This is a genomic window from Halorhodospira halophila (assembly GCF_016653405.1).
Lineage (GTDB): Bacteria > Pseudomonadota > Gammaproteobacteria > Nitrococcales > Halorhodospiraceae > Halorhodospira > Halorhodospira halophila_A.
The window spans coordinates 19,725-42,273 of sequence record NZ_NHSN01000016.1 but is presented as its reverse complement, the minus strand read 5'-3'; the positions used below and the strand labels follow the sequence as shown (position 1 = coordinate 42,273).

The following is a 22,549-nucleotide window of genomic DNA, read 5'->3' as shown; positions in this document are numbered from 1 at the left end:
ACGGTCGCAAGGAGTCGAATCATGCCGACGATCCTCGCCGTCGGGATCGCCACCCTCGACGTCATCAATACCACCGAACGTTATCCGGCCGAGGACGACGAGGTGCGGGCCATCGCCCAGCGCGTGGCCCGCGGCGGCAACGCCGCCAATACCCTGGATGTGCTCGCCCAACTCGGTCACCACGGCCGCTGGCTCGGCGTCCTGGCCGACGATGCCGACGCCGCACGGATCGCTGCAGCACTGACCGAGCGCGGCATCGACTATCGCCATGCGCCGGTGTGCGCCGGCGCGCGCTCCCCGGTCTCCTACATCACGGTCAGCCGTGCCACCGGCTCGCGGACCATTGTCCACCACCGCGATCTCCCTGAGCTTGCCGCCGCGGACTTCGCTGCGCTGCCCCTGGACGGTGTCGACTGGCTTCACTTCGAGGGGCGCAATGTTGCGGCCACCCGGGCCATGATTCGGGATGCCCGGGCGCGGGCGCCGCAGCTGCCGATCTCGGTGGAACTCGAGAAGCCCCGCCCGGAGATCCACGCCCTGGCCGCGGCGGCCGACGTGGCGATCTACGCCCGCGCCTACGCGCAGGCCACGGGCCACGCCGATCCAGAGGGTTTCCTGGCCGGGATGCCCTGCGGTGGGCTGGCCTTCTGCGCCTGGGGCGCCGACGGCGGCTGGCTGCGCCGCGGCGACGGCACTCTCCACCACGAGCCGGCCTGGCCGCCGGCGCAGGTGGTGGATACGGTGGGCGCCGGCGACTGCTTCAATGCCGGGCTGATCGACGCCCTGAGCCGCGGCCAGGCGCCGGAGCGGGCGCTGCGCCGGGCCAATCAGGTGGCCGGGGCCAAGTGCGGTCAGGAGGGTTTCGCCGGACTCGCCCGGTTGCTGGGGGGCGCCTAGGAACCACGCGGGGCCCAAGGGGGTGGTGCTGCCGCTGCCCTCCTGCGGGTCCGCTGAACGCGCCCCGCCTGACGGCGGGGTCCCCTGCGCTGCTCACCCCGGCGGGGCCGCTCACAATGCGCGGCTTCGCCGCGCTGACGCTCGCTGATCAGCGCGAACCGGTAAAGGTTCGCGCTGAACCCCCGCCGGGGCTGCGCTGCTCGGCGCGTCCAGAAAGGACCCGCAGGAGGGCAGCGGCAGCACCACCGCGCCAGGCCCGATGCGCCTCTACCAGGGGATGGGCTGCCCGTCCCAGGCGAAGAACCCGCCGCTGTCCGAGGCATCGAGGCCATCGATCACCGCCAGCAGCTGGCGCACCGTGCGCTGTGGCGGGAACAGCTGATCGGTCGGCACCCAGGCCTGGAACGGCGCCGAGAGATCCGTGTCCGTCGTCCCCGGGTGCAGCGCCACGCAGCTGACCTGAGGTGCCCGGCGCTCGAACTCCACCGCCAGGGTGCGGATGAACTGGTTCAGCGCCGCCTTCGAGCCCCGGTAGGCGTACCAGCCCCCCTTGCGGTTGTCACCGATCGAGCCCACCCGCGCCGAGATCGCCGCGAAGACCGCCGGATCGCCGTGCTCAAGCCGGGGCAGGAAGTGACGCGCGACCAGCAGCGGGCCGGCGGCGTTGACCTGAAACAGCGCAGAGAGCGCCTCTGGCGTGACCGCCTCCAGCCGCTTCTCCGGCCGGATCCGCCGGGCCCGGTCGTGCAGCAGCCCGGCGGCGTTGACCACCAGATGCAGCCGGCCTTGCGCCGCCGCCACCTCCGCCGCCGCGTCCTGGATGGTCGACTCCTCGGTCACGTCTAGGGTCAGCAGCCGCAGCCGTTGCGGATGGGCCTCGGCCAGCGCCTGCAATGCCTGCGCCCGCGCCGGATCCCGGCAGGAGGCCCAGACCCGCGCGATCCGATCCTGCGCCAGGCACTGCTCGACAAATTGCAGCCCGATGCCGCGGCTGGCCCCCTGGATCAGGACCTCACCGCCTTGCGGGATCCAGTTCAGTGCCATGGGTGTCCTCCTCGGGGCGTTCGTCGCCGCGGTTAGAGCCCGGCGTCGGCGGCCAGGGCCTGGGCGCGGTCGGTGCGCTCCCAGGTGAAGGCCTCGCCGTCGCGGCCAAAGTGCCCGTGGGCGGCGGTCATCTGATAGACCGGGCGCAGCAGCCCGAGGTCGCGGATGATGGCGTAGGGGCGTAGATCGAAGTGGCGGCGGACCAGTTCGGTCAGCCGGGCCCGCGGCAGCACCCCGGTCCCGAAGGTCTCCACCGAGATCGAGACCGGCTCCGCGACCCCGATGGCGTAGGCGACCTGCACCTCGCAGCGGCGGGCGAGACCGGCGGCGACCAGGTTCTTGGCCACGTACCGGCAGGCGTAGGCCGCCGAGCGGTCGACCTTGGACGGATCCTTGCCCGAGAAGCAGCCGCCACCGACGCGGGCGATGCCGCCGTAGGTGTCCACTACCACCTTGCGCCCAGTGAGCCCGGCATCGCCCAGCGGCCCGCCGACGACGAAGCGGCCGGTGGGGTTGATGTAGAAGCGGGTCCGCTCATCCAGCCAGCTCGCTGGCAGGGTGGGGCGCAGGATCTCCTCGATGACCGCCTCGCGCACCGTTTCCAGCTTCGCCGCCTCGCTGTGCTGGGTGGAGAGCACCACCGCGTCGATGGCCACCGGCTCGCCGTCGGCGTAGCGGCAGGTGACCTGACACTTGGCGTCGGGGCGTAGCCACGGCAGGCTGCCGGCGCGGCGGAGCCGGGCGTGACGCTCCATGAGCCGGTGGGCGTGATGGATGGGGGCGGGCATCAGGGCCGGGGTCTCGTCGCAGGCGTAGCCGAACATCAGCCCCTGATCACCGGCTCCCTGGCTCTGCGGGTCGTCGCGGTCGACCCCCCGGGCGATGTCCGGCGACTGCTGGCCCAGGGCGTGGAGAACCGCGCAGGTGTCGGCATCGAAGCCGAGCTGCGAGCCGCTGTAGCCGAGGTCGCGGACGGTCTCGCGAACGACCCGTTCGAAGTCGATGGACGCCGAGGTGGTGAGCTCGCCGAAGAGCAGCACCATGCCGGTCTTGATCGCCGTCTCGCAGGCCACCCGGGCGTGGGGGTCGGTGGCGAGGGCGGCGTCGACCACGGCGTCGGAGAGTCGGTCGGCCATCTTGTCCGGATGGGCCTCCGAGACCGACTCCGAGGTGAAGAGGTAGTGATCATCCATGGCAAGCCCCTGACAAATCAGCTATCGCGCCAGCTAATTACCGGCATCCTCAATCTTGATGGCCTGTATCCCCGCAGCGCGGATGGATCGGTTACACTGCCGCGGTCGCCGTTTCGACGCAACGGACGCGGTGCAGGACGGCGGGGGCGCCGGCGAGTACCGCAGCAGATTCAAGATGAAGCGTAATTGAGGGAGGAGGATCCATGACCATCAACGTAGCGATCAACGGTTACGGGCGTATCGGCCGCAATGTCCTGCGCGCGCTCTACGAGAGCGGCCGCACCGACGAGATCCGCATCGTCGCCATCAACGACCTCGGCGACGCCGAGACCAACGCCCATCTGACCCGCTACGACACGGCCCACGGCCGCTTCCCCGGCGATGTGCAGGTGGAAGGCGGTGACCTGGTGGTCAACGGCGACCGCATCAAGGTCTGCGCCGAGCGCAACCCCGCCGACCTGCCGTGGAAGGACCTCGGGGTCGATGTCGTCATGGAGTGCACCGGGCTGTTCACCACCAAGGAGGCTGCCGGTGCCCACATCCAGGCTGGTGCCAAGAAGGTGGTGATCTCTGCTCCCGGCGGCAAGGACGTGGACGGCACCTTCGTCTACGGCGTCAACCATCAGCAGATGACCCCGGAGCTCGAGGTGGTCTCCAACGCCTCCTGCACCACCAACTGCCTGGCGCCCATGGTCAAGGCCATCCAAGACAAGATCGGGGTCGAGGCCGGCCTGATGACCACGGTTCACGCCTACACCAACGACCAGGTGCTGACCGACGTCTTCCACAAGGATCTGCGCCGCGCCCGCAGCGCCACCCATTCGCAGATCCCGACCAAGACCGGTGCCGCCGCGGCGGTGGGTCTGGTGTTGCCCGAGCTCAACGGCAAGCTCGACGGCTTCGCCATCCGCGTGCCGACGATCAACGTCTCGCTGGTGGATCTGACCTTCACCGCCTCCCGCGACACCAGCGTCGAGGAGGTCAATCAGGTGGTGAAGGCGGCCTCCCAGGGTGAGCTCGCCGGCGTGCTCGCCTACAACGAAGACCCGCTGGTCTCCATCGACTTCAACCACAACCCGTCGTCGAGCATCTTCGATGCCACCCTCACCCGCGCCATGGGCGGTCGCCTGATCAAGGCCTGCGCCTGGTACGACAACGAGTGGGGCTTCTCCAACCGCATGCTCGACACCACGGTGGCGCTGATGCGCGCCTGACCAGCTGCGGCATTCGCTGTAGCCACCGCCCCATCCGGCATCGCCGGGTGGGGCGGTTTTGGTTTTGCGATTCAGAAGCGGTTTTGGCGGCGGGCGCCGGGCGGGGGTGGCCCGCCGGGTGGCTAGGTGCTGCGGGCGCTTTCCACGAGCTGGTGGAGTTCGTCGGCGTCGAGCAGGCGCACGTGGCCGCCACGCTCCTCGAAGACCCGCTCGCGCTTCCAGCGCGCCATCACCCGGCTGACCGTCTCTACCCGCAGGCCGAGCAGGTCGCCTAGCTCGCTGCGCGACAGCGGCAGCGGCAGCCACTCGGCCTGGCAGCCGTGCTTGGTCTGCCAATGGAGAAGGAACGAGGCCACGCGCTCCTCGGCCTTGCGCGCACCCAGATCCAGGGCCAAGGTCTCGACCTCGTTGAGGGCGCGTCGCCACCGGTTGAGCAGGGCGTTGGTGAAGGTCGGATCGGCGGTGCGCAGCTGCTCCAGCAGGGTGTTGGGCAGCCGGCACAGGGAGACCGGGGTGAGCGCGATGGCGCTGTGGTGGTGGGCGTCGCCGAACAGCCCCTCGGCACCGAAGAAGTCGCCGCCGACCAGCAGGCGCACGATCTGCTCGCGCCCGCCGGGCTGGTTGCGCACCAGCTTGATGATGCCCTCGCGCAGGGTAAAGGCCGAGTCGGCGCTGCCGCCTTCCTGGTAGAGCACCGTCCCTGCCGGTTCGCGGAACTCCTGGGCCTGATCCTGAAGCTGCGCGACAGTCTGCGGGTCGATCTCGCCGAACAGCGCGACGGAGCGGATGGCGCAGTTCTCGCAGTCGCTTGGCTCCATGGGGATCCACTCCGCGGGGTTGATGCCCTGACGGCGTGACTCTACCACATTCGCGACGTCTGTATTGTGCATGATCAATTCTGCCCCGTGGGTCGGTCCATGGCCGCGGCTCCGCGGACGGCGCCTAGCGGGTGAGCAGGCGCTCGGCCTCGCGGTACTTATCCGCGGTTCTGCGGATCACGTCGTCGCTCAGGTGGGGCGCCGGCGGGCGCTTGTCCCAGCCCAGCGCCTCGAGGTGATCGCGGATGTACTGCTTGTCGAAGGCCGGGGGCGCAGTGCCGGGTTGCCAGGCGTCGGCCGGCCAGAAGCGCGACGAGTCCGGGGTCAGCAGCTCGTCGATGATCACCGGCTCGCCCTCCGGTGTGACGCCGAACTCCAGCTTGGTGTCGGCGATGATCAGCCCGCGGGCTTCCGCGTGCTCGGTGGCCAACGCGAAGATCTCCAGGGCGATGGTGCGGATCCGTTCGGCCAGATCGGCGCCGATGAGCTCGACGGTCTGAGCGAACGAGATCGGTTCGTCGTGGTCGCCGACAGCGGCCTTGGTGGTCGGCGTGAAGATTGGTTCGGGCAGTCGGTCCGACTGGCGCAGGCCGCCGGGCAGGGCGACCCCGGAGACGGTGCCGTCCTGCTGGTAGGACTGCCACCCGGAGCCAGCCAGGTAGCCGCGGACGATGGCCTCCACGGGCAGTGCCTGCAGGCGGCGGACCACCACGCCGCGCTCGCGGACCTGATCGGCCTCTTCCGGGGCCACCACCGACTCCGGTGGGGTATCGAGCAGGTGGTTGGCGGCCAAGTGCCCAGTCTTGCGGAACCAGAAGTTCGAGACCCGGGTCAGCACCGCCCCCTTGTCGGGGATCGGGTCCGGAAGGATGACATCGAAGGCCGAGAGCCGATCGGTGGCCACGATCAGCAGCCGTTGGTCGTCCACGGCGTAGATGTCACGGACCTTGCCGCTGTGCAGCAGCGGCAAGCTCTGGATGCGGGTCTGGGAAACGGGCGTACTTGTTGTCATGCACCCTACCCTACCCGAGGGCCTGGAATGCTGCCAGCGCCTCCTTGCGGCTGGTGGCCAGATCGACCAGCGGCTCGGGGTAGTTGTGCCCGAGGCGCAGGCCGCAGCGCGCCCGGGTGTCGGCGGGCGCCGCCCAGGGTTGGTGGATATGGCTCTTGGGCAGGCCGGCGACCTCGGGGACCCACTGCCGGACATACTCGCCATCCGGGTCGAAGCGCTCGCCCTGGCGGACCGGGTTGAAGACGCGGAAATAGGGGGCGGCGTCGGCACCGCAGCCGCTGACCCACTGCCAGCCCATGCTGTTGCTGGCCAGATCCCAGTCCACCAGCGTATCGCGGAAGTGCGCCTCGCCGTGCTGCCAGGGCAGGCGCAGGTTCTTGACCAGGAAGGAGCCGACCACCATGCGCACCCGGTTATGCATCCAGCCGGTGGCCCAGAGCTCGCGCATGCCGGCATCCACCAGGGGTACGCCGGTCGCACCCCGGCGCCAGGCGTCGAGCAGGGCGCCGTCCGGATCCTCGCGCCAGGCGAAGCGGCCGAACCGCTTGTCGATGGGTGTGTCGTGCAGCTGCGGCTGCTGCCAGAGGAGGTGGTAGGCGAACTCCCGCCAGCCCAGTTCGGCAAGGAAGGTGTCCAGGGCCTCGGCCGCCGCCGGCTGCGCCTGCCGGGCGTCGTGTACGGCGTGCCAGAGCGTGCGGATGCTGACCTCGCCGAAGTGCAGGTGCGGCGACAGCCGCGAGGTCCCTGGTCGCGCCGGGTAGTCGCGCTGCTCGGCGTAAGCGGTTGCTGCCGTTTCCAGGAACCGCTCCAGGCGCTGCGTGGCGCCGACGGTACCGGGCTGCCAGGAGGCAGCCAGTTTTTCGTCCCAGCGGATGCGCGGCAGCAACCCCAGTGCCTCCAGCGGCTGTGGTTCCGGGATGGCCTCCGGCAAACCGGGCAGTGCCGGGGGCGAAGTCGGACGTGGTGGATCCAGCTGCGCGCGGACACTGCGCCAGAAGGGGGTGAAGGCTCGGTACGGGGTGCCGCTGCGGTTGCGCACAGCGCTCGGGTCGGTGAGCAGGCCGTCGGGGAGGACCTCCAGGCGGGCCCCGATCCCGGCCAGCGCCTCGGCGACGGCAGCCTCCTGCTGTCGGGCCCACGGCTCGGCGATGGCCGTGCAGTAGACCACCGTGGCGTCGCTGATCTGCGCCCAGTGGCACAGCCGCTCGGCGCTCGATCCGCTGTCCAGGCAAAGCCGGCTGCCGGCGGCGGCCAGCTCGGCGTCCAGGGCGGCGAGGCTGTGGTGCAGCCACCACAGGCTGGCTGCGCCGGCGGCGGGTCGGGCTTCCTCCGGGGCGTGGATGTAGACCGGGGCGATGCGCTCCGCAGCCTGTGCGGCGCGGGCCAGGGCCGGCTGATCGGCCAGGCGCAGGTCCCGGCGCAGCCAGACAAGGGCGGTGCTCACGGCTCAGTCTCCCTGTTGCGGTGGGTGGCAGAGGCGGTCGATGACCTGGTGGGGCTCGCCGGCCAGGGCCCGCACCCCGGCCGGCAGGCCATCGGGCTGCTCAGCGGCCGGGCCGGTGACCGCCGTCTGGCCCGGCCAGCCGCCGGCCAGGTTGGCTACTGCCTCGTCCCAGGCTGCCGCCGGATGGGCGCCGCCGTAGAGCAGCAGGTGGTCCGCCGCAGCGCGGCGGGCCCCGGCATCGATGGCCGCCGCCGGCACCGCCTCGCCGAGCAGTACCGGGTGGTGGCCCCGGTTCAGGGCGGTCAGCGCCAGGATGCACAGGGCCACGCCGGTGACGCCGGTGGCGGGTCCCGGCTGCGCCGGTGCGGCCAGCAGCAGGCGCTGCCCCTGGCCCTGCGCCGGCGCCCGATTGGCCAGGTGCCCCAGGCGCCCGCGCAGGTAAGCGGCCAGCAGGTGCCCCTCGGCCACCGCCTCGGCATCGCCGGCCAGGCGCTCGCTGAGCACCGGCAGCAGAACGTGGCTCGCCGCCCGGTCCACCGGGTAGAGGCTGAGCAGCTCGCTCAGGGCGCCGTCCAGAGCGGCGGGCTCGAAACGCGCCAGGGCCCGGGCCAGGTGGCTGCGCCAGGCCGGCCAAGGCTCCTCACCGGCGGCGATCTCCTCGCCGCTCTCCTCGGCGGCGAGCGCTTCGCGGGCCCGGCTGATCAGCACCCCGCGGTCGAGGAGCTGGAGGATCCGCCGGATCCGCGCGATATCGCCCTCCGAGTAGAGGCGGTGGCCCTTGGCGGTGCGGTGTGGACGGATGAGTCCGTAGCGACGCTCCCACGCCCGCAGGGTGACCGGGTTGACGCCGGTGAACTCCGCGACGGTGCGGATCGGATAGACCGGCGTCTCGTCAGGCATGCGGGCGCCGGACCAGGAAACGCTGCAGATCGATGCGCCCGCAACGGAAGCCGCCCTCGCAGTAGCCGAGGTAATAGCGCCACATGCGCCGGAAGCGCTCGTCAAAGCCCTGTGCCCGGACCTGGTCGCTACAGGCGAGGAAACGCTCATGCCACGCCAGCAGCGTGTCGGCGTAATCACCGGCGTGGCTGGTCACCCGCTCGCAGTGCAGCCCGGCGGCGCCGAGGCCCTCGCGGACGTGGTGCTCGGTGGGCAGCATGCCGCCGGGGAAGATGTAGCGCTGGATGAAGTCCGGGCCACCGGTGTAGACCGGCCAGGATGCCTCGTCGATGGTAATGATCTGCAGCAGAGCCCGCCCGCCGGGGCGCAGGCAGCGGTAGACGGTGTCGAAGAAGGCGGGCCAGTGCTCCTGGCCGACGGCCTCGAACATCTCGATGGAGACGATGTGGTCGAACTGCCCGGACACCTCGCGGTAGTCCTGCAGGCGCAGATCGGCCCGGTCGTTCAGGTCCGCCTCGGCCAGCGCCGACTGCGCCCAGGCCAGCTGCTCGCGGGAGAGCGTCAGCCCGGTCACCGCCAACCCGGCACCGGCTGCCTCCCGGGCGAAACCGCCCCAGCCGCAGCCGATCTCCAGCACCCGCTCACCGGGCTGCGCGCCCAGCTCATCGAGGGTGCGCCGGTACTTGTTGCGCTGTGCGTCGGCCAGTGGCTGTTCGGGCTCGGCGAAGAGTGCCGAGGAGTAGGTCATGGTCTCGTCCAGCCACAGGCGGTAGAAGTCGTTGCCCAGGTCGTAGTGGTAGGCGATGTTGCGCCGGCTGCCGCGCAGGGTGTTGGCGCGCAGTCGGTGCAGCAGCCCGAGCAGGGCGCGGGTGTACCAGCGCCCTGCCGGCGTGGCGTTGTAGGCGTGTTCATTGCTGGCCATCACCTGGATCAGCGGCGCCAGCGCCGGGGTGTCCCACTCGCCGGCCATGAAGCTCTCGGCGAAGCCGATGTCGCCGCGGTGCAGGACGCGCGCGACCAGTCGGGCCGGCCGGTGCAGGGTCATCTCGGCAGCTGGGCCATCGATCTCGCCGCCGAACATCAGCGAGCGGCCGTCGGGCAGGTGCAGGCGCAAGGTGCCGGTGCGAAAGCGCGCCAGCCAACGGATCAGCGGCCGCGCTGCCAGCGGCACACCGGGTTGTGTGCGGGCAGATCCGGTTTGGCTGATCTGCGTCATCCAACGAGCTCCTTGGGTGATTCGGGTTTGCTGTGGAATCGGCCACCGCGCAGGTAGATCTTCAGCGCCTGCCAGTGGATGCCGACCAGGGCGCGGATCCCCGGCGGCGGCAGCCGGCCGAGGATGCGCAGCAGCTGACCGTCGGTCAGCGAACGGCGCTCACCGGTCTGCACCGCCGACAGGCGGCGCCCCTCCTCGCCATGGTAGCCGATGGCCACCGCCAGCGACTCGGTCAGCGCCGAGAAGCGGAAGCGGTACTCGCCGTCGACGGGCAGGAACGGCGAGACGTGAAAGACCTTGGTGGCCTGGCTGCGAATGGGGAAAGGCATGGGCGCCCCGTCCTGGTGGAGCAGGTAGCCGTAGACCTCGCCGAAGGTGTTGTGCACCTCGCAGAGCACGGCGCGCGGGCGCTCGTCCCGGTCGAGGCAGAACCACACCGACAGCGGATTGAAGGCGTGGTTGAGCACTCGGGGCACGGTCAGCAGCAGGACGCGGCCGTCCGCCGTGTCCAGGCCGCGCTCGGCCAGCACCGAATCGATCCACGGGCGCAGCGGCGTACCGTCCCGCGGGCCGTAGTCCCGATCGTGAAGGCTGATCGGCCCGCTGCGGTTGTAGGCGAATAGCCGGCACCGCGCATCCAGCGCCGGGAGGTCGTCAACGTCGAAGAGGAACGCGGCGTAGCGGTAGCGGAAATGGTACTGCGGCGCGATGCTGCGCCGGTGGGTGACCCCACCGACGTAGAGCGCAGGGGCTTCGATCATGCCGCCTCCCCCGCCGGCTGTCCGGCGGCCGCGGTGGCGCTGGCCGGGGCGGCCTGCGCCTCGCCGCCCCACGGCGGCGGGCAGCCGAGCTGCTCGGCGACGCGCACCGCCGAGCGCAGACCGTCCTCGTGGAAGCCGAAGCCGGTCCACGCGCCGCAGAACCACAGCCGGTCGCGGCCCTGGATCGCCGGCAGCGCGTCCTGGGCGGCGGCGGCGTCCCCGTCGAGGACCGGGTGCGTGAAGGCCAGCCGCCGCTGCACGTAGGCGTCGTCGATGGCGTCCACTGGGTTGAGGCTGACGAAGATGTTCTGCTCGCTGGGCACCTGCTGCAGGCGGTTCAGCCAGTAGGTGACCGAGACCGGGCGCCGGGATTGCTCGTCGGCGGCGCTGATGTGGTTCCAGCTGGCCCAGATGCGGCGGCGTTGCGGCATGGCCGAGGGGTCGGTGTGCAGCAGCGCCAGGTTGTCCTGGAAGCGGCATTGGCCGAGCAGCCGGGCCTCCTCGTCGGTGGGGGCGTCGAGCATGGCCAGCGTCTGGTCGGCGTGGGCGGCCAGGACTACCTCGTCGAACTCGCCCAGTTCGCCGTCGTCACCGCTCAGCCGCACGCCTCCTGCGTCTAGGCGCTGGACCCGACGCACCGGCGTGCTGGTGTGCACCGCGTGGAGGGCCGGCAGGAGCTGGTCGATATAGCGCCGCGCGCCACCGGGGACGGTGTGCCACTGCGGGCGGTCGGCCAGATCGAGCAGTCCGTGGTTGCGGAAGAAGGCCAGGAAGCGCCGGGCCGGGAAGGCGCGCAGGGTGCTCGGCGAGGCGGACCAGATCGCCGCGGCCATGGGCATCAGGTAGTGGCGGCGGAACCCGGGGCCGTACCCGCCGGCGTCCAGGTACTCGCCCAGTGGCAGGTGGTCGTCCAGGCTGCCGGCCAGATCGCGCTTGGCGCGGCGATTGAAGCGCAGGATATCGTAGACCATGCGCAGGAAGCCCGGGCGGACCAGGTTGCGCCGTTGGGCGAAAAGCCCGCGCAGGCTCTCGCCGTTATACTCCAGGTCGTCGTCGCGGTCGGCGCAGGCAAAGGACATGTCCGAGGCCTGGGCCTCAATGCCCAGGTGGTCGAACAGGGCGCACAGGTGGGGGTAGTTGCGCGGGTTGAAGACCATGAACCCGGTGTCCACCGGGTGGTGGCCGTCGCTCAGGCGGGCGTCGATGGTGCAGGTGTGGCCACCGACGTAGTCCTCGGCCTCGAAGAGCGTGACCCGATGCCGGCCCGCCAGCAGCCAGGCGGCTCCGGCGCCGGCGATCCCTCCGCCGACGACTGCGACATGCTTGTCCGGCACGATGATTCCCCTTCTTGTTGGCAGCGTCCGTGTCCCCTAAGGGTCACCCGATCGACGAGCATTGTAAAACGCGGCCGGGGATGCAAGCGGGCTGCCCTCGACGCAGCCGCTCGGGTATCCTTGGCCCGCGCTGGAAGGTGAGGTGGATGCAGCAGCCGTACCGCATAGTTCGCCGCTGGTCGGGGCGGATCCTCGCCACCCTCGGCGGCTGGCTCATCGCCGGCTGGAGCGGGGCGGTGGCGGGCTTGGCCGTGGGGGCCCTGATCGATCTGTGGGTGCGCCTGACCCAGGTCGTGGGGCTGGTCTGGAGCGGCTGCGGCCTGGGCCGCACGCAGCGTCTTTTCCTCGGCGCTACGGCCCTGACCATGGGTCATCTGGCCAAGAGCGACGGCCGCGTCAGCGAGCAGGAGATCGCCGCCGCCCGCCGGGTGCTGGGAGAGCTGCCGCTGGACGAGCGTGGCCGCCGGCGGGCGATCACCATCTTCAACCGCGGCAAGGCGCCCGACGCCCCGCTGCGTCCTGTGCTTGGCCTGCTGCGGGTGGTTGGCCGCAACCGTCCCCAGGAGCTGGCCCGCTTTCTGGAGTTCCAGCTGCGCGTGGCGCTGGCTGATGGCGCCCTGGATGCGCCGCGGGAAAGACTGCTGCGCCGCATCTGGCACCAGGTGGGGGTGTCTCGGGCCGACCTCGACGCCCGACTGGCCGAGCTGCGCCGCGGCACGGTCCGCCGCGGCGTGCGCCCGACCCTGGACCACGCCTACCGGCTGCTTGGGCTCAGTCGCGGGGCGAGTAGTGACGAGGTGCGCAGGGCCTACCGGCGCGCGATCAGTCAGAGCCACCCCGACCGACTGATTGCCCGGGGCGTCTCGGAGGAGGAGCTGGAGGCCGCCGGCGAGCGGACCCGCCAGATCCGGGCCGCCTACGAGGCCATCCGTGAGGCCCGCGGCGGCTCCTGACTGCTACCTTCCCGGAAGAGGCCTTGTCACGTTGCCCCGGTGGCCAGCCGGTTGCCGGGCGCCGTTGTCAGGAGGGAGGATGCAGGCACGATTCGCGGATCTCATTGTAGAGACGCGGGTGGGGGACATTGCCGCCCAGGATGATTGCGATGCCGTGGTCAATGCCGCCAATGCCCAGCTGATGCCCGGCGGCGGGGTCGCTGGCGCGTTGCATCGCGCCGCCGGCCCGGAGCTGGCCGAAGCGTGCCGGCCGCTGGCGCCCATCCAGCCGGGGCAGGCGGTGATCACCTCCGGCTTCGCCCTGCCGAACCGGCACGTCATCCACTGCCTCGGGCCGGTCTACGGCGTCGACGAGCCCGGCGAGCAGCTGCTCGCCGCCTGCTACCGCAACGCGCTGCGCCGCGCCGAGGAGCACTGGCTGACCAGCCTGGCCATGCCGGCGTTGTCCACTGGTGCCTTCGGGTTTCCCATGGAGCGCGCCGCCCGCGTCGCCGTGGGCACCCTGCGCAGCACGGCGGCGCAGCTCCGGCACGTACGGCGCGCCTGCTTCGTCCTCGCCGACGAGTCAGCGCGCAGCATCCACGACCAAGTGATTCAAGAGCTGGCGGAGGAACAAGGTGGCTAACGTCCTGGAAACGCAGCGGGTGATCGATACCTGGAACCGGGAGGCCCTGCCGGCCCTGGAGCAGTTCGTGCGCATCCCGGCCCGATCGCCGCACTTCGACCCGGAGTGGGCGGCCAACGGCCACTTGGACCGGGCGCTGGAGCTGGCGGAGGCCTTCTGTCAGCGCCACCTGCCCGGTGCAGAGGTGGGCATCGAGCGGCTCGAGGGGCGGACCCCGCTGCTGTTCGTCGATCTGCCCGGAAGCGACGATTCGGCGGGCACTGCGTTGCTTTACGGTCACCTGGACAAACAGCCGGAGAATACGGGCTGGTCTGATGGCCTCGGTCCCTGGGAGCCGGTGGTGCGCGAGGGCCGGCTCTACGGGCGCGGTGCGGTGGACGACGGCTACGCCGTCTTCTCGGCGGTGGTGGCCATCGCCGAGTTGCAGGCGGCGGGGCTGCGCCATCCCCGCTGCGTGCTGGTCATCGAGGCGTGCGAGGAGAGCGGCAGTTTCGACCTGCCGGCCTACCTCGATGCCCTGGCACCGCGCATCGGCCAGCCGGATCTCATCGTCTGCCCCGACGCCGGGTGCGGGACCTACGACCGACTGTGGAATACCACCTCGCTGCGCGGCATGATCACCGGTACCCTGCGCGTGGATGTGCTCCGTGAGGGGGTGCACTCCGGCGACGCCGGCGGCGTGGTGCCGTCGAGTTTCCGCATCCTGCGCCAGCTCCTCAGCCGCCTTGAGGATCCCGAGACCGGCCGCGTACTGCCGCAGCTCTGCGGCGTCACCATCCCCGGTCTGCGCCGGCAGCAGGCCGAGCACGCCGGCGCCGTGCTCGGCGACCTGACTCGCGACCGCTACCCCTTCCTGCGCGGGGTCGAGGCGCAGTCCGAAGACCCCGCCGAGCGCATCCTCGATCGCACCTGGCGCGCCACGCTGGAGGTGGTCGGTGCCGAGGGGCTGCCCCCGGTGGAGGCCGCCGGCAACGTGCTGCGCCCGTTCACCGCCACCAAGCTGGCGCTCCGCCTGCCCCCCACCGTCGATGCGGAGGCCGTGGCCGAGGGGCTGGAGACGCTGTTCTGCGAGGATCCGCCGGCCCGGGCGCGGGTGCGCTTCGAGCCCGATGCGGTGGCTTCCGGCTGGGCCGCGCCGGAGCCTGAGCCATGGCTCTCCGGCGCCCTGGAGGAGGCCTCGCAGGGCCACTTCGGAGCGGCACCGGTGCACATGGGCGAGGGCGGGACCATCCCGCTGCTCAACTGGCTGGAGCGGCGTTTCCCCGCGGCGCAGTACCTGGTCACCGGCGTGGCCGGGCCCGGCTCCAACGCCCACGGCCCGGACGAGTTCCTGCACCTCGACGCGGCTCGCCGGCTGACTGCCTGCCTGGGCGAGGTGCTGCATGCCCTCGCCGGTCGGCCGCGCTGAAGCTCAGATCGTCCGCGTAAAGGCGAGGATGGCCAGGATCAGCAGCACCGCCGCGAGGATGAACGCGGTGTTGCTGATCACCTCGGTGCGCTCGCGCACGGCGATGCCGGCGACGATCAGCACCGCCATCCCGAGCAGCATCAAAAGGCCGGGCATGATCAGCCCAGCCCCTGGCGTTCCAGCAGATCGGGCTGCACCACCTCGATCCAGTAGCCGTCCGGATCGCGAATGAAGGCGATGCCCTGCATCCGGCCCTCCTGAGGGCGCTTGACGAAGTCTACCTGCAGCGCCTCGAAGCGCTCGCAGGCGCTGTAGACGTCGGGGACGGTGATGGCGATATGGCCGAAGCCCTCGGGCTCGGTGTTGCCGTCGTGGAAGGCCACCTCCGGGTCGCTCTCGTCGCCCCAGTTGTGGGTCAGCTCCAGCACCCCCTCGCGGCCGAAGTTCCAGGTGGTGCGCGGACCATCCTCGCTGGGGACCTCGGCAGCCTGGCGGTCGTCCAGGAAGGCGAGGAAGTAGAGCGTAAAGCGCATCTCCTCGAAGTCCAGGCGGCGCACCAGGCGCATACCCAGTACCCGGGTGTAGAAGTCCAGGGAGCGCTGCGGATCCTTGATGCGCAGCATGGTGTGGTTGAGCTTGAAACCGTCGGTCTCCGGCTCTGGCTGCTCGCATAGGCCGGCGGCGGCGTCGAAGTGGCGGCTCATCGTCGGCTACTCCCAGAGGGTTCGGGTGTCACGTCAACTATACAACCCGCGGCGGTAGTCGCGCAGCTGCCGCGTGACGCCCACGGCCAGCGTGATCAGCGTCAGGGGCACCACGAAACCGAGCATCACGGCGCTGAAGGGGCCCAGGGCCTGGTGCTGCGCCGCGGCCAGGAACAGGAAGGCGCAGTAGGCGGCGTAATACCCAAGGAACAGCGCCCCCTCCCAGCGGGCGACGGTGTGCCCGGTGAAGAAAACGGGCAGGCAGGCGAAGGCGACGGCGAGCATCACCGGCAGGTCGAAGGCGAGGGCGGCGGCGTTCACCGTCACCCCGCCAGGCGCGGCCAGAGCGGCCAGGCCGAGGACGGCCAGGAGGTTGAAGATATTGCTGCCGACCAGGTTGCCGACCGCCATCTGGCGGTCGCCGAGCCGGTAGGCGCTGACCGTGGTGGCGATCTCCGGCAGTGACGTGCCCACTGCCACCAGGGTCAGGCCGATGACCAGATCGCTGATCCCCAGTGCCGCGGCCAGCGCCGCCGCCGCGTCCACCAGCAGGAAGGCGCCCACGGCCAGCAACGGGATGCCTATCACCAGTCGCAGCAGGGCCCCGGGGAGGCGTGCTGGAGCGCTCGGTTCGGCCTCGGCCGCGATTTGGCCCCGGTCCCGGGCCAGGGTCAGGGCCAGATAGCCGGCCAACCCGGTGAGCAGGATCACGCCGTCCAAACCGGCCAGCGTCCCGTCCCGGGCGAGGAGCAAGGTGAGCAGCGAGGCGGCCAGCATCACTGGCACGTGGATGCGGATCAGCCGCCGCGCGACGACGATCGGCGCGATCAGCGCCGCCAGTCCGAGCACCAGCAGGATGTTGGCGATGTTGCTGCCGACGACGTTGCCCAGTGCCAGATCGGCGGCGTGGTCGGTGAAGGCGGCCCGCAGGGTGATGGCCAGTTCCGGGGCGCTGGTGCCGAAGGCGACCACGGTCAGTCCGATGACCAGCGGAGCGAGGCCCAGCCGCCGGGCCAACTGGCTGGCGCCGCGGACGAGCAGCTCGGCACCGGCAATGACGCCGGCCAGCCCGGCGGCGAAGAGCAGTAGATCGGTCATGTCGGCCCGTTACGCAGGTGCCCCGGAGGGATCAGAGCTGGGTCGGTTCCGGCGCCAGGACTACGCCCGCCAGAACGGCTGCATAGTGACAGCTGGCGGCGGCGAGGACCATCCCGTGCCAGGCGACGTGGTGGTAGGGCAGGCGGTGCCAGAGGTAGAGCAGTACCCCGGCGCTGTACAGGACGCCGCCGAGTACCAGCAGGATTAGCCCGGCCGTGGACAGTGCCGCCACCAGCGGATCGAGGACGACCACCACCGACCAGCCTAGGGTCAGGCACAGGACCACCGAGAACGCCCGGCCCGGCGGCCGGGGCAGCAGGAGCTTGGCGCCGATGCCGATCAGCGCGACCGCCCACACGAAGGCCAGCAGCGCCCAGCCGTGGGGTGGCTCGAGGGCGTTGACGGTGAACGGGGTGTAGGTCGCGGCGATCATAAAGAAGATCGTCGCGTGATCCAGGCGGCGCAGCCGTTCGGCGCGCGTCGAGTGGTGGTCGGTGAGGTCGTGGTTGCACAGCGCCGAGGCTAGAAACAGGGCGACCAGCGCCAGCCCGTAGAGGGTGACGCTGCCGATCAGGGTCGGGTCGCCACGCTGGATGGCCAGGGTGACCAGAACGGCCGCTCCGGCCAGGGCGGCGGCGATGGCCACCCAGTGCAGGATTCGGTCGGCGGCCTGTTCGGCGCGGCTGTAGGTTCGGGCGCTGAGGCTCATACCCCACAGTATAGGAAGATCGCTGCGGCGGGCTCCAAGGGTCGATCCGCTACAGTGGACGGCGCGTGGAGGCGGGGTGGGAAACGCGCGCGACCTGGCCGGTACGCCCAGCCCGATGCCCCGGTCGGCGGAGGCGCCCCCCGGCTTGCCGGATCGGCGAACGCGCCCCGCCTATCGGCGGGGTTCCCTGTGTTGCTCACCCCGGCGGGGCCGCTCGCTAAACTCGCGGCGCTGGCGCGCCGCTCAGACAGAACCTCGCTGATCAGCGCGAACCGGCAAAGCTTCGCGCTGATCCCCCGCCGGGGCTGTGCTGCTCGGCGCGTCCGCAATGATCCGGCAAGCCGGGGGCGCCTCCGCCGACCGGGGCTTCGGCGGGCGCGTGGCTGGAGGGGCCGGGCCCAAGGGCGCGTTCCCCGCCGAGCCTCCATCCGCGGCGCTATCGCCCTGATGCATAAGGCGACCGGCGCGCGATTCGGACCCGGGAGGAATTTCGGTTATACTGGCGGATTGTGCAATGCCGGATCCCAAGCCGAGCAAGGAGTCGATATGTTCTCCCGAGACATGACCATCGCGGGTTACGACCCGGAGCTGGCAGCCGCTATCGAGGACGAGCGCCAGCGCCAAGAGGATCACATCGAGCTGATCGCCTCCGAGAACTACGCCAGTCCCCGCGTGATGGAAGCGCAGGGCAGCGTGCTGACGAACAAGTATGCCGAAGGCTACCCCGGCAAGCGCTACTACGGCGGCTGTGAACACGTCGACGTAGCCGAGCAGCTCGCCATCGACCGTGCCAAGCAGCTCTTCGGCGCCGACTACGCCAACGTCCAGCCCCACTCGGGCTCCCAGGCCAATGCTGCTGTCTTCCATGCCCTGCTCAAGCCCGGCGACACCATCCTGGGCATGAGCCTCGATCACGGCGGCCACCTGACCCACGGTGCCAAGGTCAACTTCTCGGGCAAGCTGTTCAATGCCGTCCAGTACGGCATCAACGACGACGGCCAGATCGACTACGACGAGATCCAGCGCCTGGCTACCGAGCACCAGCCGAAGATGGTCATCGGTGGCTTCTCCGCCTACTCCCAGGTGGTCGATTGGGCGCGCATGCGCGAGATTGCCGACTCCGTGGGCGCCTACCTGGTCGTGGATATGGCGCACATCGCCGGCCTGGTCGCTGCCGGGGTCTACCCCAGCCCGATCCCCTATGCCGACGCGGTCACCTCCACCACCCACAAGACCCTGCGCGGTCCCCGCGGCGGCATCATCCTCGCCCGCTCCAACCCGGATCTCGAGAAGAAGTTCCAGTCGCTGGTCTTCCCGGGGACTCAGGGCGGCCCGCTGATGCACGCCATCGCCGGCAAGGCCGTGGCCTTCAAGGAGGCCCTCGAGCCCGAGTTTAAGCAGTACCAGGAGCAGGTGGTGGCCAACGCCCGCGCCATGGCCCAGCGCGTCATCGAGCGCGGCTACAACGTCGTCTCCGGCGGCACCGACAACCACCTCTTCCTGATGGATCTGACCCCCAAGAACCTCACCGGCAAGGATGCGGACGCCGCGCTGGGACGGGCCAACATCACGGTGAACAAGAACACCGTCCCCAACGACCCGCAGTCGCCGTTCGTCACCAGCGGCCTGCGCATCGGCACGCCGGCGATCACCACCCGCGGCTTCAAGGAGGCCGAGGCCACGCGCCTGGCCGACTGGATCTGCGACGTCCTCGACAACATGGGCGACGAGTCGGTGGTCGAGCGCGTGCGCGGCGAGGTGCAGCAGATCTGTCGCGAGTTCCCGGTCTACGGCTGATGCCGGACGACGGCTGACCGCCCATGCGCTGCCCCTACTGCCAGAACACCGACACCCGCGTGGTCGACTCCCGCCTGGTCGGTGAGGGGGAGCAGGTGCGGCGGCGGCGCCAGTGCCCGTCCTGCGGCGAGCGCTTCACCACCCACGAGGCCCCCGAACTGGTCTACCCCCGGGTGGTGAAGTCCGACGGGCGGCGCGAGGCGTTCGACGAGGACAAGCTGCGCCTTGGCTTCCGGCGGGCGCTGGAGAAGCGCCCGGTGGCCACTGAGGCCGTCGAGGCGGCGGTGCGCCGCGTCTGCAAGCGGGTCTCCGGTGCCGGAGACCGCGAGGTGGGGGCCAGCACCATTGGCGAGTACGTGATGGAAGAGCTGCGCGAGCTCGACGTGGTCGCCTATGTCCGCTTCGCCTCGGTCTACCGCCGTTTCGAGGATGTCGGCGCCTTCCGCGAGGTCATCGAAGGCCTGGAGCAGCACCGGCGTGACGACGACTGAGAGCCACCGGGACGATGCCCGCTGGATGGCCCGCGCCGTCCGGCGAGCGGCCGCAGTGTTCCCGCCGCCGCACCCCAATCCGCGGGTCGGTTGCGTGCTGGTGCGTGACGGGGCGGTGGTGGCCGAGGCCGCCCATGAGCAGGCCGGTGGGCCGCACGCCGAGGCGGCGGCCCTGCAGGCGGCCGGCGGCGAGGCTGCCGGCGCCACCGCCTATGTCACCCTGGAGCCCTGCGCCCACTACGGGCGCACGCCTCCGTGTGCCCGCGCCCTGATCGAAGCCGGTGTGGCCCGGGTGGTGGTTGGCCACCGCGACCCCAATCCCCGGGTCGCCGGCGGCGGCATCGCGCAGCTCGAGGCCGCCGGAGTAGCGGTCACCGAGGGCGTGCTGGCCACCGATGCCGAGGCGCTCAACCGTGGGTTTCTGCGCCGGATCGCCGGTGGGCGCCCGTGGGTACGCGTCAAGCTGGCGGCGAGTTTGGATGGGCGCACAGCCATGGCCTCCGGCGAGAGCCGCTGGATCACCTCAGCGGCGGCGCGCCGCGATGTCCACCGGGGCCGGGCGCAGGCCGCGGCGGTCCTCACCGGGGTGGGGACCGTGCGGGCGGACGACCCCCGTCTGGATGCCCGCGACGTCGAACCGGCGGTTCCGGCCGAGCGACAGCCGCTGCGCGTGGTCCTCGACCCGCGCCTGACCACGCCGCCGCAGGCAGCGCTGTTCCGGGCGCCGGGGCCGGTGCTCGTCGGTCATGCCGAGTACGTCAACGAGGCCCGGGCGCGGGCGCTGCGCGGCTGTGGGGCTGAGCTGCTGCCCATCCCTCTGCAGGAGGGAGGGCTCCACCTGGGTGCGGTGCTCGACGCCCTGGCCGATCGCGAGATCAACGAGGTCTGGGTGGAGGCCGGGCCGACCCTGGCCGGAGCCTGGGTGCAGGCGGGTCTGGTCGACGAGCTGATCGTCTACACCGCCCCCCACCTGATGGGCGACGCGGCCCGGCCGTTGCTGGTTTTGCCCGGCATCGACGCCATGGCCCAGCGCCGCCCGCTGGCGTTCAGCGATGTGCGCCGGGTGGGGGAGGAAATCCGCATCACCGCGAGGTTGGATTAACGGGATGTTCACCGGGATCGTGGAGACGTGCGGCCGCGTGGCCGCCATCGAGCAAAGCGGCGACGGGCGGATTCTGCGCATCGACGCCCCTGACCTGGGGCTGGCCGAGTGTCGGGTTGGCGACAGCATCGCCGTCGACGGCGTCTGCCTGACCGCCACTGGCATCGAGGATGGGCAGTTCCGTGCCGACGTCTCCGATGAGACCCTGCGCTGCACCACCCTTGGCGGGCTGCGCAGCGGTGCGCGGGTGAATCTGGAGCGCGCGGTCACCCCCACCACGCCGCTGGGCGGCCACCTGGTCACCGGGCACGTCGACGGGGTCGGCGAGGTCGTCGAGCGGGCGCCGGCCGGTGGCTCCGAGCGCTGGCGCTTCCGGGTCCCGGAGGGGGTCGCCCGCTACGTGGCCGTCAAGGGCTCCATCGCCGTGGCCGGTGTCAGCTTGACCATCAACACCGTTGCCGGGCGGGATTTCGAGGTCAACCTGATCCCGCACACCCTGGCCGCCACCAACCTGGGGGAACGCCGCGCCGGCGATCCGGTCAACATCGAGGTGGACCTGGTGGCGCGGTACGTCGAGCGGCTGCTCAGCGCCGGAAGCGACGGGACAGGAGATGGCAGCGGCGGTGGGCTGACCCTTGAGCAGCTACGACAGGCCGGATTCGGGAATGGATGAGGGCATGAGCGAGACGGTGCAGTTCAACAGTATCGAGGAGATCATCGAGGACCTGCGCCAGGGGCGCATGGCGGTCATCCTCGACGACGAGGACCGGGAGAACGAAGGCGACCTGGTGATGCCGGCGAGCCTCATCCGGCCCGAGGACATCAACTTCATGGCCCGCTACGGCCGGGGCCTGATCTGCCTGACTTTGACCCGCGAGCGCTGCGAGCAGCTGCGTCTGCCGCTGATGGTCCATAACAACGATGAGAAGAACACCACCAATTTTACCGTCTCCATCGAGGCGGCGGAGGGTGTGACCACCGGCATCTCGGCCGCCGACCGGGCGCGAACCGTGCAGGCGGCGGTGGCGCCGGGTGCGCGCCCCGAGGACCTGGTCCAGCCCGGGCACATCTTCCCGCTGATGGCCCAGCCCGGCGGCGTGCTCACCCGCGCCGGGCATACCGAGGCCGGCTGCGACCTGGCCCGACTCGCCGGTTTTGCCCCAGCGGCGGTGATCGTCGAGATCCTCAACGAGGACGGCACCATGGCGCGGCGCGACGACCTCATGGCGTTCGCCCGGACCCATGGGCTGAAGATCGGCACCGTGGCCGATCTCATCGCCTACCGGGTGCGCAACGAGCGCTCGGTAGAGCACGTCGGCGCCTGCGAGCTGCCCACCGAGTACGGCACCTTCCGCATGCACACCTACCAGGACAATGTCAGCGGCGCGCTCCACTTCGCCCTGGTCGCCGGGCAGGTGGATGAGGAGACCCCGGCGTTGGTGCGCGTGCACCTGGAGAACCCGCTGGCCGACCTGCTCGGTGCCACCGGGCCGCGCTGCGGCTGGCCGCTGCGTTCGGCGTTGCGCCAGGTGGCCGAAGCCGAGTCGGGCGTGGTGGTGGTGCTGCGCAATGCCGACGCCAACGACGACATCCTCGAGCACATGCGCTGCTACCAGGGCGGCGGCTGCAGCGAGGAGAGCGGCGGCGTGCCACTGGATCTGCGCACCTACGGCATCGGCGCGCAGATCCTCACCGATCTCGGGGTGCGCCGCATGCGCGTGCTCAGCGCCCCGCGTCGCATGCACGCGCTCTCCGGCTTCGGCATGGAGGTGGTGGAGTACGTCACCCCCGAGGGCTGACCGCCGGCGCTTGCGGGGCGCCCGCCGGGC

The 22,549-nt window shown here is 70.9% G+C and carries 23 protein-coding genes; 10 read left to right on the top strand and 13 right to left on the bottom strand.

Annotated features, from left to right (window positions below; all coding sequences use genetic code 11):
* Positions 1-21: 21 nt before the first annotated feature.
* Complete coding sequence (locus CCR79_RS05180; RefSeq protein ID WP_201169505.1) at positions 22-897, top strand: PfkB family carbohydrate kinase; 876 nt, start codon at positions 22-24, stop codon at positions 895-897.
* Positions 898-1,164: 267 nt separating this feature from the next.
* On the opposite strand, the gene CCR79_RS05175 is transcribed toward CCR79_RS05180, so the two are convergent.
* A complete protein-coding gene (locus CCR79_RS05175; protein ID WP_201169504.1) occupies positions 1,165-1,941 on the bottom strand; it encodes an SDR family oxidoreductase in 777 nt (258 codons plus the stop codon).
* A 32-nt stretch (positions 1,942-1,973) separates the two neighbouring features.
* On the bottom strand, positions 1,974-3,134 hold the full coding sequence (gene metK / locus CCR79_RS05170; protein WP_201169503.1) for a methionine adenosyltransferase: 1,161 nt from the start codon (positions 3,132-3,134) through the stop codon (positions 1,974-1,976).
* Between the two features lie 203 nt (positions 3,135-3,337).
* Here metK and gap point away from each other — a divergent pair, with 203 nt between their 5' ends.
* A complete protein-coding gene (gene gap, locus CCR79_RS05165) occupies positions 3,338-4,348 on the top strand; it encodes a type I glyceraldehyde-3-phosphate dehydrogenase (protein ID WP_201169501.1) in 1,011 nt (336 codons plus the stop codon).
* A gap of 122 nt (positions 4,349-4,470) precedes the next feature.
* On the opposite strand, the gene CCR79_RS05160 is transcribed toward gap, so the two are convergent.
* The 7 genes from CCR79_RS05160 to CCR79_RS05130 all read right to left on the bottom strand — a co-directional run bounded on the left by CCR79_RS05160 (position 4,471) and on the right by CCR79_RS05130 (position 11,833).
* Positions 4,471-5,166: a Crp/Fnr family transcriptional regulator gene (locus CCR79_RS05160; protein WP_201169498.1), complete on the bottom strand. Its 696-nt coding sequence runs from the start codon at positions 5,164-5,166 to the stop codon at positions 4,471-4,473.
* 124 nt (positions 5,167-5,290) lie between these two features.
* A complete protein-coding gene (locus tag CCR79_RS05155; RefSeq protein ID WP_201169495.1) occupies positions 5,291-6,178 on the bottom strand; it encodes a phosphoribosylaminoimidazolesuccinocarboxamide synthase in 888 nt (295 codons plus the stop codon).
* A 10-nt stretch (positions 6,179-6,188) separates the two neighbouring features.
* Positions 6,189-7,622, bottom strand: a complete 1,434-nt coding sequence (locus CCR79_RS05150; protein ID WP_201169492.1) for an FAD-binding domain-containing protein — start codon at positions 7,620-7,622, stop codon at positions 6,189-6,191.
* Positions 7,623-7,625: 3 nt separating this feature from the next.
* A complete protein-coding gene (locus tag CCR79_RS05145; protein WP_201169489.1) occupies positions 7,626-8,522 on the bottom strand; it encodes a MerR family transcriptional regulator in 897 nt (298 codons plus the stop codon).
* Positions 8,515-9,738 carry an SAM-dependent methyltransferase gene (locus tag CCR79_RS05140; protein ID WP_201169486.1) on the bottom strand — a complete coding sequence of 408 codons (1,224 nt, stop codon included), beginning with the start codon at positions 9,736-9,738 and terminating at the stop codon, positions 8,515-8,517. The genes CCR79_RS05145 and CCR79_RS05140 overlap by 8 nt, the downstream gene beginning before the upstream one ends.
* A complete protein-coding gene (locus CCR79_RS05135; protein WP_201169484.1) occupies positions 9,735-10,499 on the bottom strand; it encodes a DUF1365 domain-containing protein in 765 nt (254 codons plus the stop codon). Before CCR79_RS05135 ends, CCR79_RS05140 begins: the two co-directional genes overlap by 4 nt.
* Positions 10,496-11,833 carry an FAD-dependent oxidoreductase gene (locus CCR79_RS05130; protein WP_201169481.1) on the bottom strand — a complete coding sequence of 446 codons (1,338 nt, stop codon included), beginning with the start codon at positions 11,831-11,833 and terminating at the stop codon, positions 10,496-10,498. The genes CCR79_RS05135 and CCR79_RS05130 overlap by 4 nt, the downstream gene beginning before the upstream one ends.
* Before the next feature lie 146 nt (positions 11,834-11,979).
* Between CCR79_RS05130 and djlA the strand changes: the two genes are divergently transcribed.
* The 3 genes from djlA (at position 11,980) to CCR79_RS05115 (ending at position 14,819) form a co-directional block, all read left to right on the top strand.
* On the top strand, positions 11,980-12,786 hold the full coding sequence (djlA, locus tag CCR79_RS05125) for a co-chaperone DjlA (protein ID WP_201169478.1): 807 nt from the start codon (positions 11,980-11,982) through the stop codon (positions 12,784-12,786).
* A 79-nt stretch (positions 12,787-12,865) separates the two neighbouring features.
* Positions 12,866-13,411, top strand: coding sequence for a macro domain-containing protein (locus CCR79_RS05120; protein WP_201169475.1), 546 nt, complete (start codon positions 12,866-12,868; stop codon positions 13,409-13,411).
* Positions 13,404-14,819, top strand: a complete 1,416-nt coding sequence (locus tag CCR79_RS05115; protein WP_201169472.1) for a M20/M25/M40 family metallo-hydrolase — start codon at positions 13,404-13,406, stop codon at positions 14,817-14,819. Before CCR79_RS05120 ends, CCR79_RS05115 begins: the two co-directional genes overlap by 8 nt.
* Positions 14,820-14,822: 3 nt before the next feature.
* On the opposite strand, the gene CCR79_RS05110 is transcribed toward CCR79_RS05115, so the two are convergent.
* The 4 genes from CCR79_RS05110 to trhA are packed head-to-tail and all read right to left on the bottom strand — an operon-like array spanning position 14,823 to position 17,330.
* The gene (locus CCR79_RS05110) at positions 14,823-14,975 is read right to left on the bottom strand and encodes a hypothetical protein (RefSeq protein ID WP_201169471.1); all 153 of its coding nucleotides are present in this window, start codon (positions 14,973-14,975) and stop codon (positions 14,823-14,825) included.
* A 2-nt stretch (positions 14,976-14,977) separates the two neighbouring features.
* On the bottom strand, positions 14,978-15,523 hold the full coding sequence (gloA, locus tag CCR79_RS05105) for a lactoylglutathione lyase (protein ID WP_201169469.1): 546 nt from the start codon (positions 15,521-15,523) through the stop codon (positions 14,978-14,980).
* A 33-nt stretch (positions 15,524-15,556) separates the two neighbouring features.
* The gene (locus CCR79_RS05100; protein WP_201169467.1) at positions 15,557-16,621 is read right to left on the bottom strand and encodes a calcium/sodium antiporter; all 1,065 of its coding nucleotides are present in this window, start codon (positions 16,619-16,621) and stop codon (positions 15,557-15,559) included.
* A 31-nt stretch (positions 16,622-16,652) separates the two neighbouring features.
* The gene (gene trhA, locus CCR79_RS05095; protein WP_201169466.1) at positions 16,653-17,330 is read right to left on the bottom strand and encodes a PAQR family membrane homeostasis protein TrhA; all 678 of its coding nucleotides are present in this window, start codon (positions 17,328-17,330) and stop codon (positions 16,653-16,655) included.
* Between the two features lie 546 nt (positions 17,331-17,876).
* On the opposite strand from trhA, the gene glyA reads away from it, so the two are divergent.
* From glyA to ribBA, 5 genes are read left to right on the top strand one after another with little or no spacing between them, the layout of a single operon-like run.
* Entirely contained in the window at positions 17,877-19,127 is a 1,251-nt protein-coding gene (gene glyA, locus CCR79_RS05090; RefSeq protein WP_201169464.1) for a serine hydroxymethyltransferase, read from the top strand.
* Positions 19,128-19,150: 23 nt separating this feature from the next.
* The gene (gene nrdR, locus CCR79_RS05085) at positions 19,151-19,618 is read left to right on the top strand and encodes a transcriptional regulator NrdR (RefSeq protein WP_201169462.1); all 468 of its coding nucleotides are present in this window, start codon (positions 19,151-19,153) and stop codon (positions 19,616-19,618) included.
* Complete coding sequence (gene ribD, locus CCR79_RS05080; RefSeq protein WP_238634043.1) at positions 19,605-20,720, top strand: bifunctional diaminohydroxyphosphoribosylaminopyrimidine deaminase/5-amino-6-(5-phosphoribosylamino)uracil reductase RibD; 1,116 nt, start codon at positions 19,605-19,607, stop codon at positions 20,718-20,720. The genes nrdR and ribD overlap by 14 nt, the downstream gene beginning before the upstream one ends.
* A gap of 4 nt (positions 20,721-20,724) precedes the next feature.
* Positions 20,725-21,393, top strand: coding sequence for a riboflavin synthase (locus CCR79_RS05075; RefSeq protein WP_201169461.1), 669 nt, complete (start codon positions 20,725-20,727; stop codon positions 21,391-21,393).
* A 4-nt stretch (positions 21,394-21,397) separates the two neighbouring features.
* Positions 21,398-22,519: a bifunctional 3,4-dihydroxy-2-butanone-4-phosphate synthase/GTP cyclohydrolase II gene (gene ribBA, locus CCR79_RS05070; RefSeq protein ID WP_238634782.1), complete on the top strand. Its 1,122-nt coding sequence runs from the start codon at positions 21,398-21,400 to the stop codon at positions 22,517-22,519.
* The last annotated feature ends 30 nt before the right edge of the window (positions 22,520-22,549 follow it).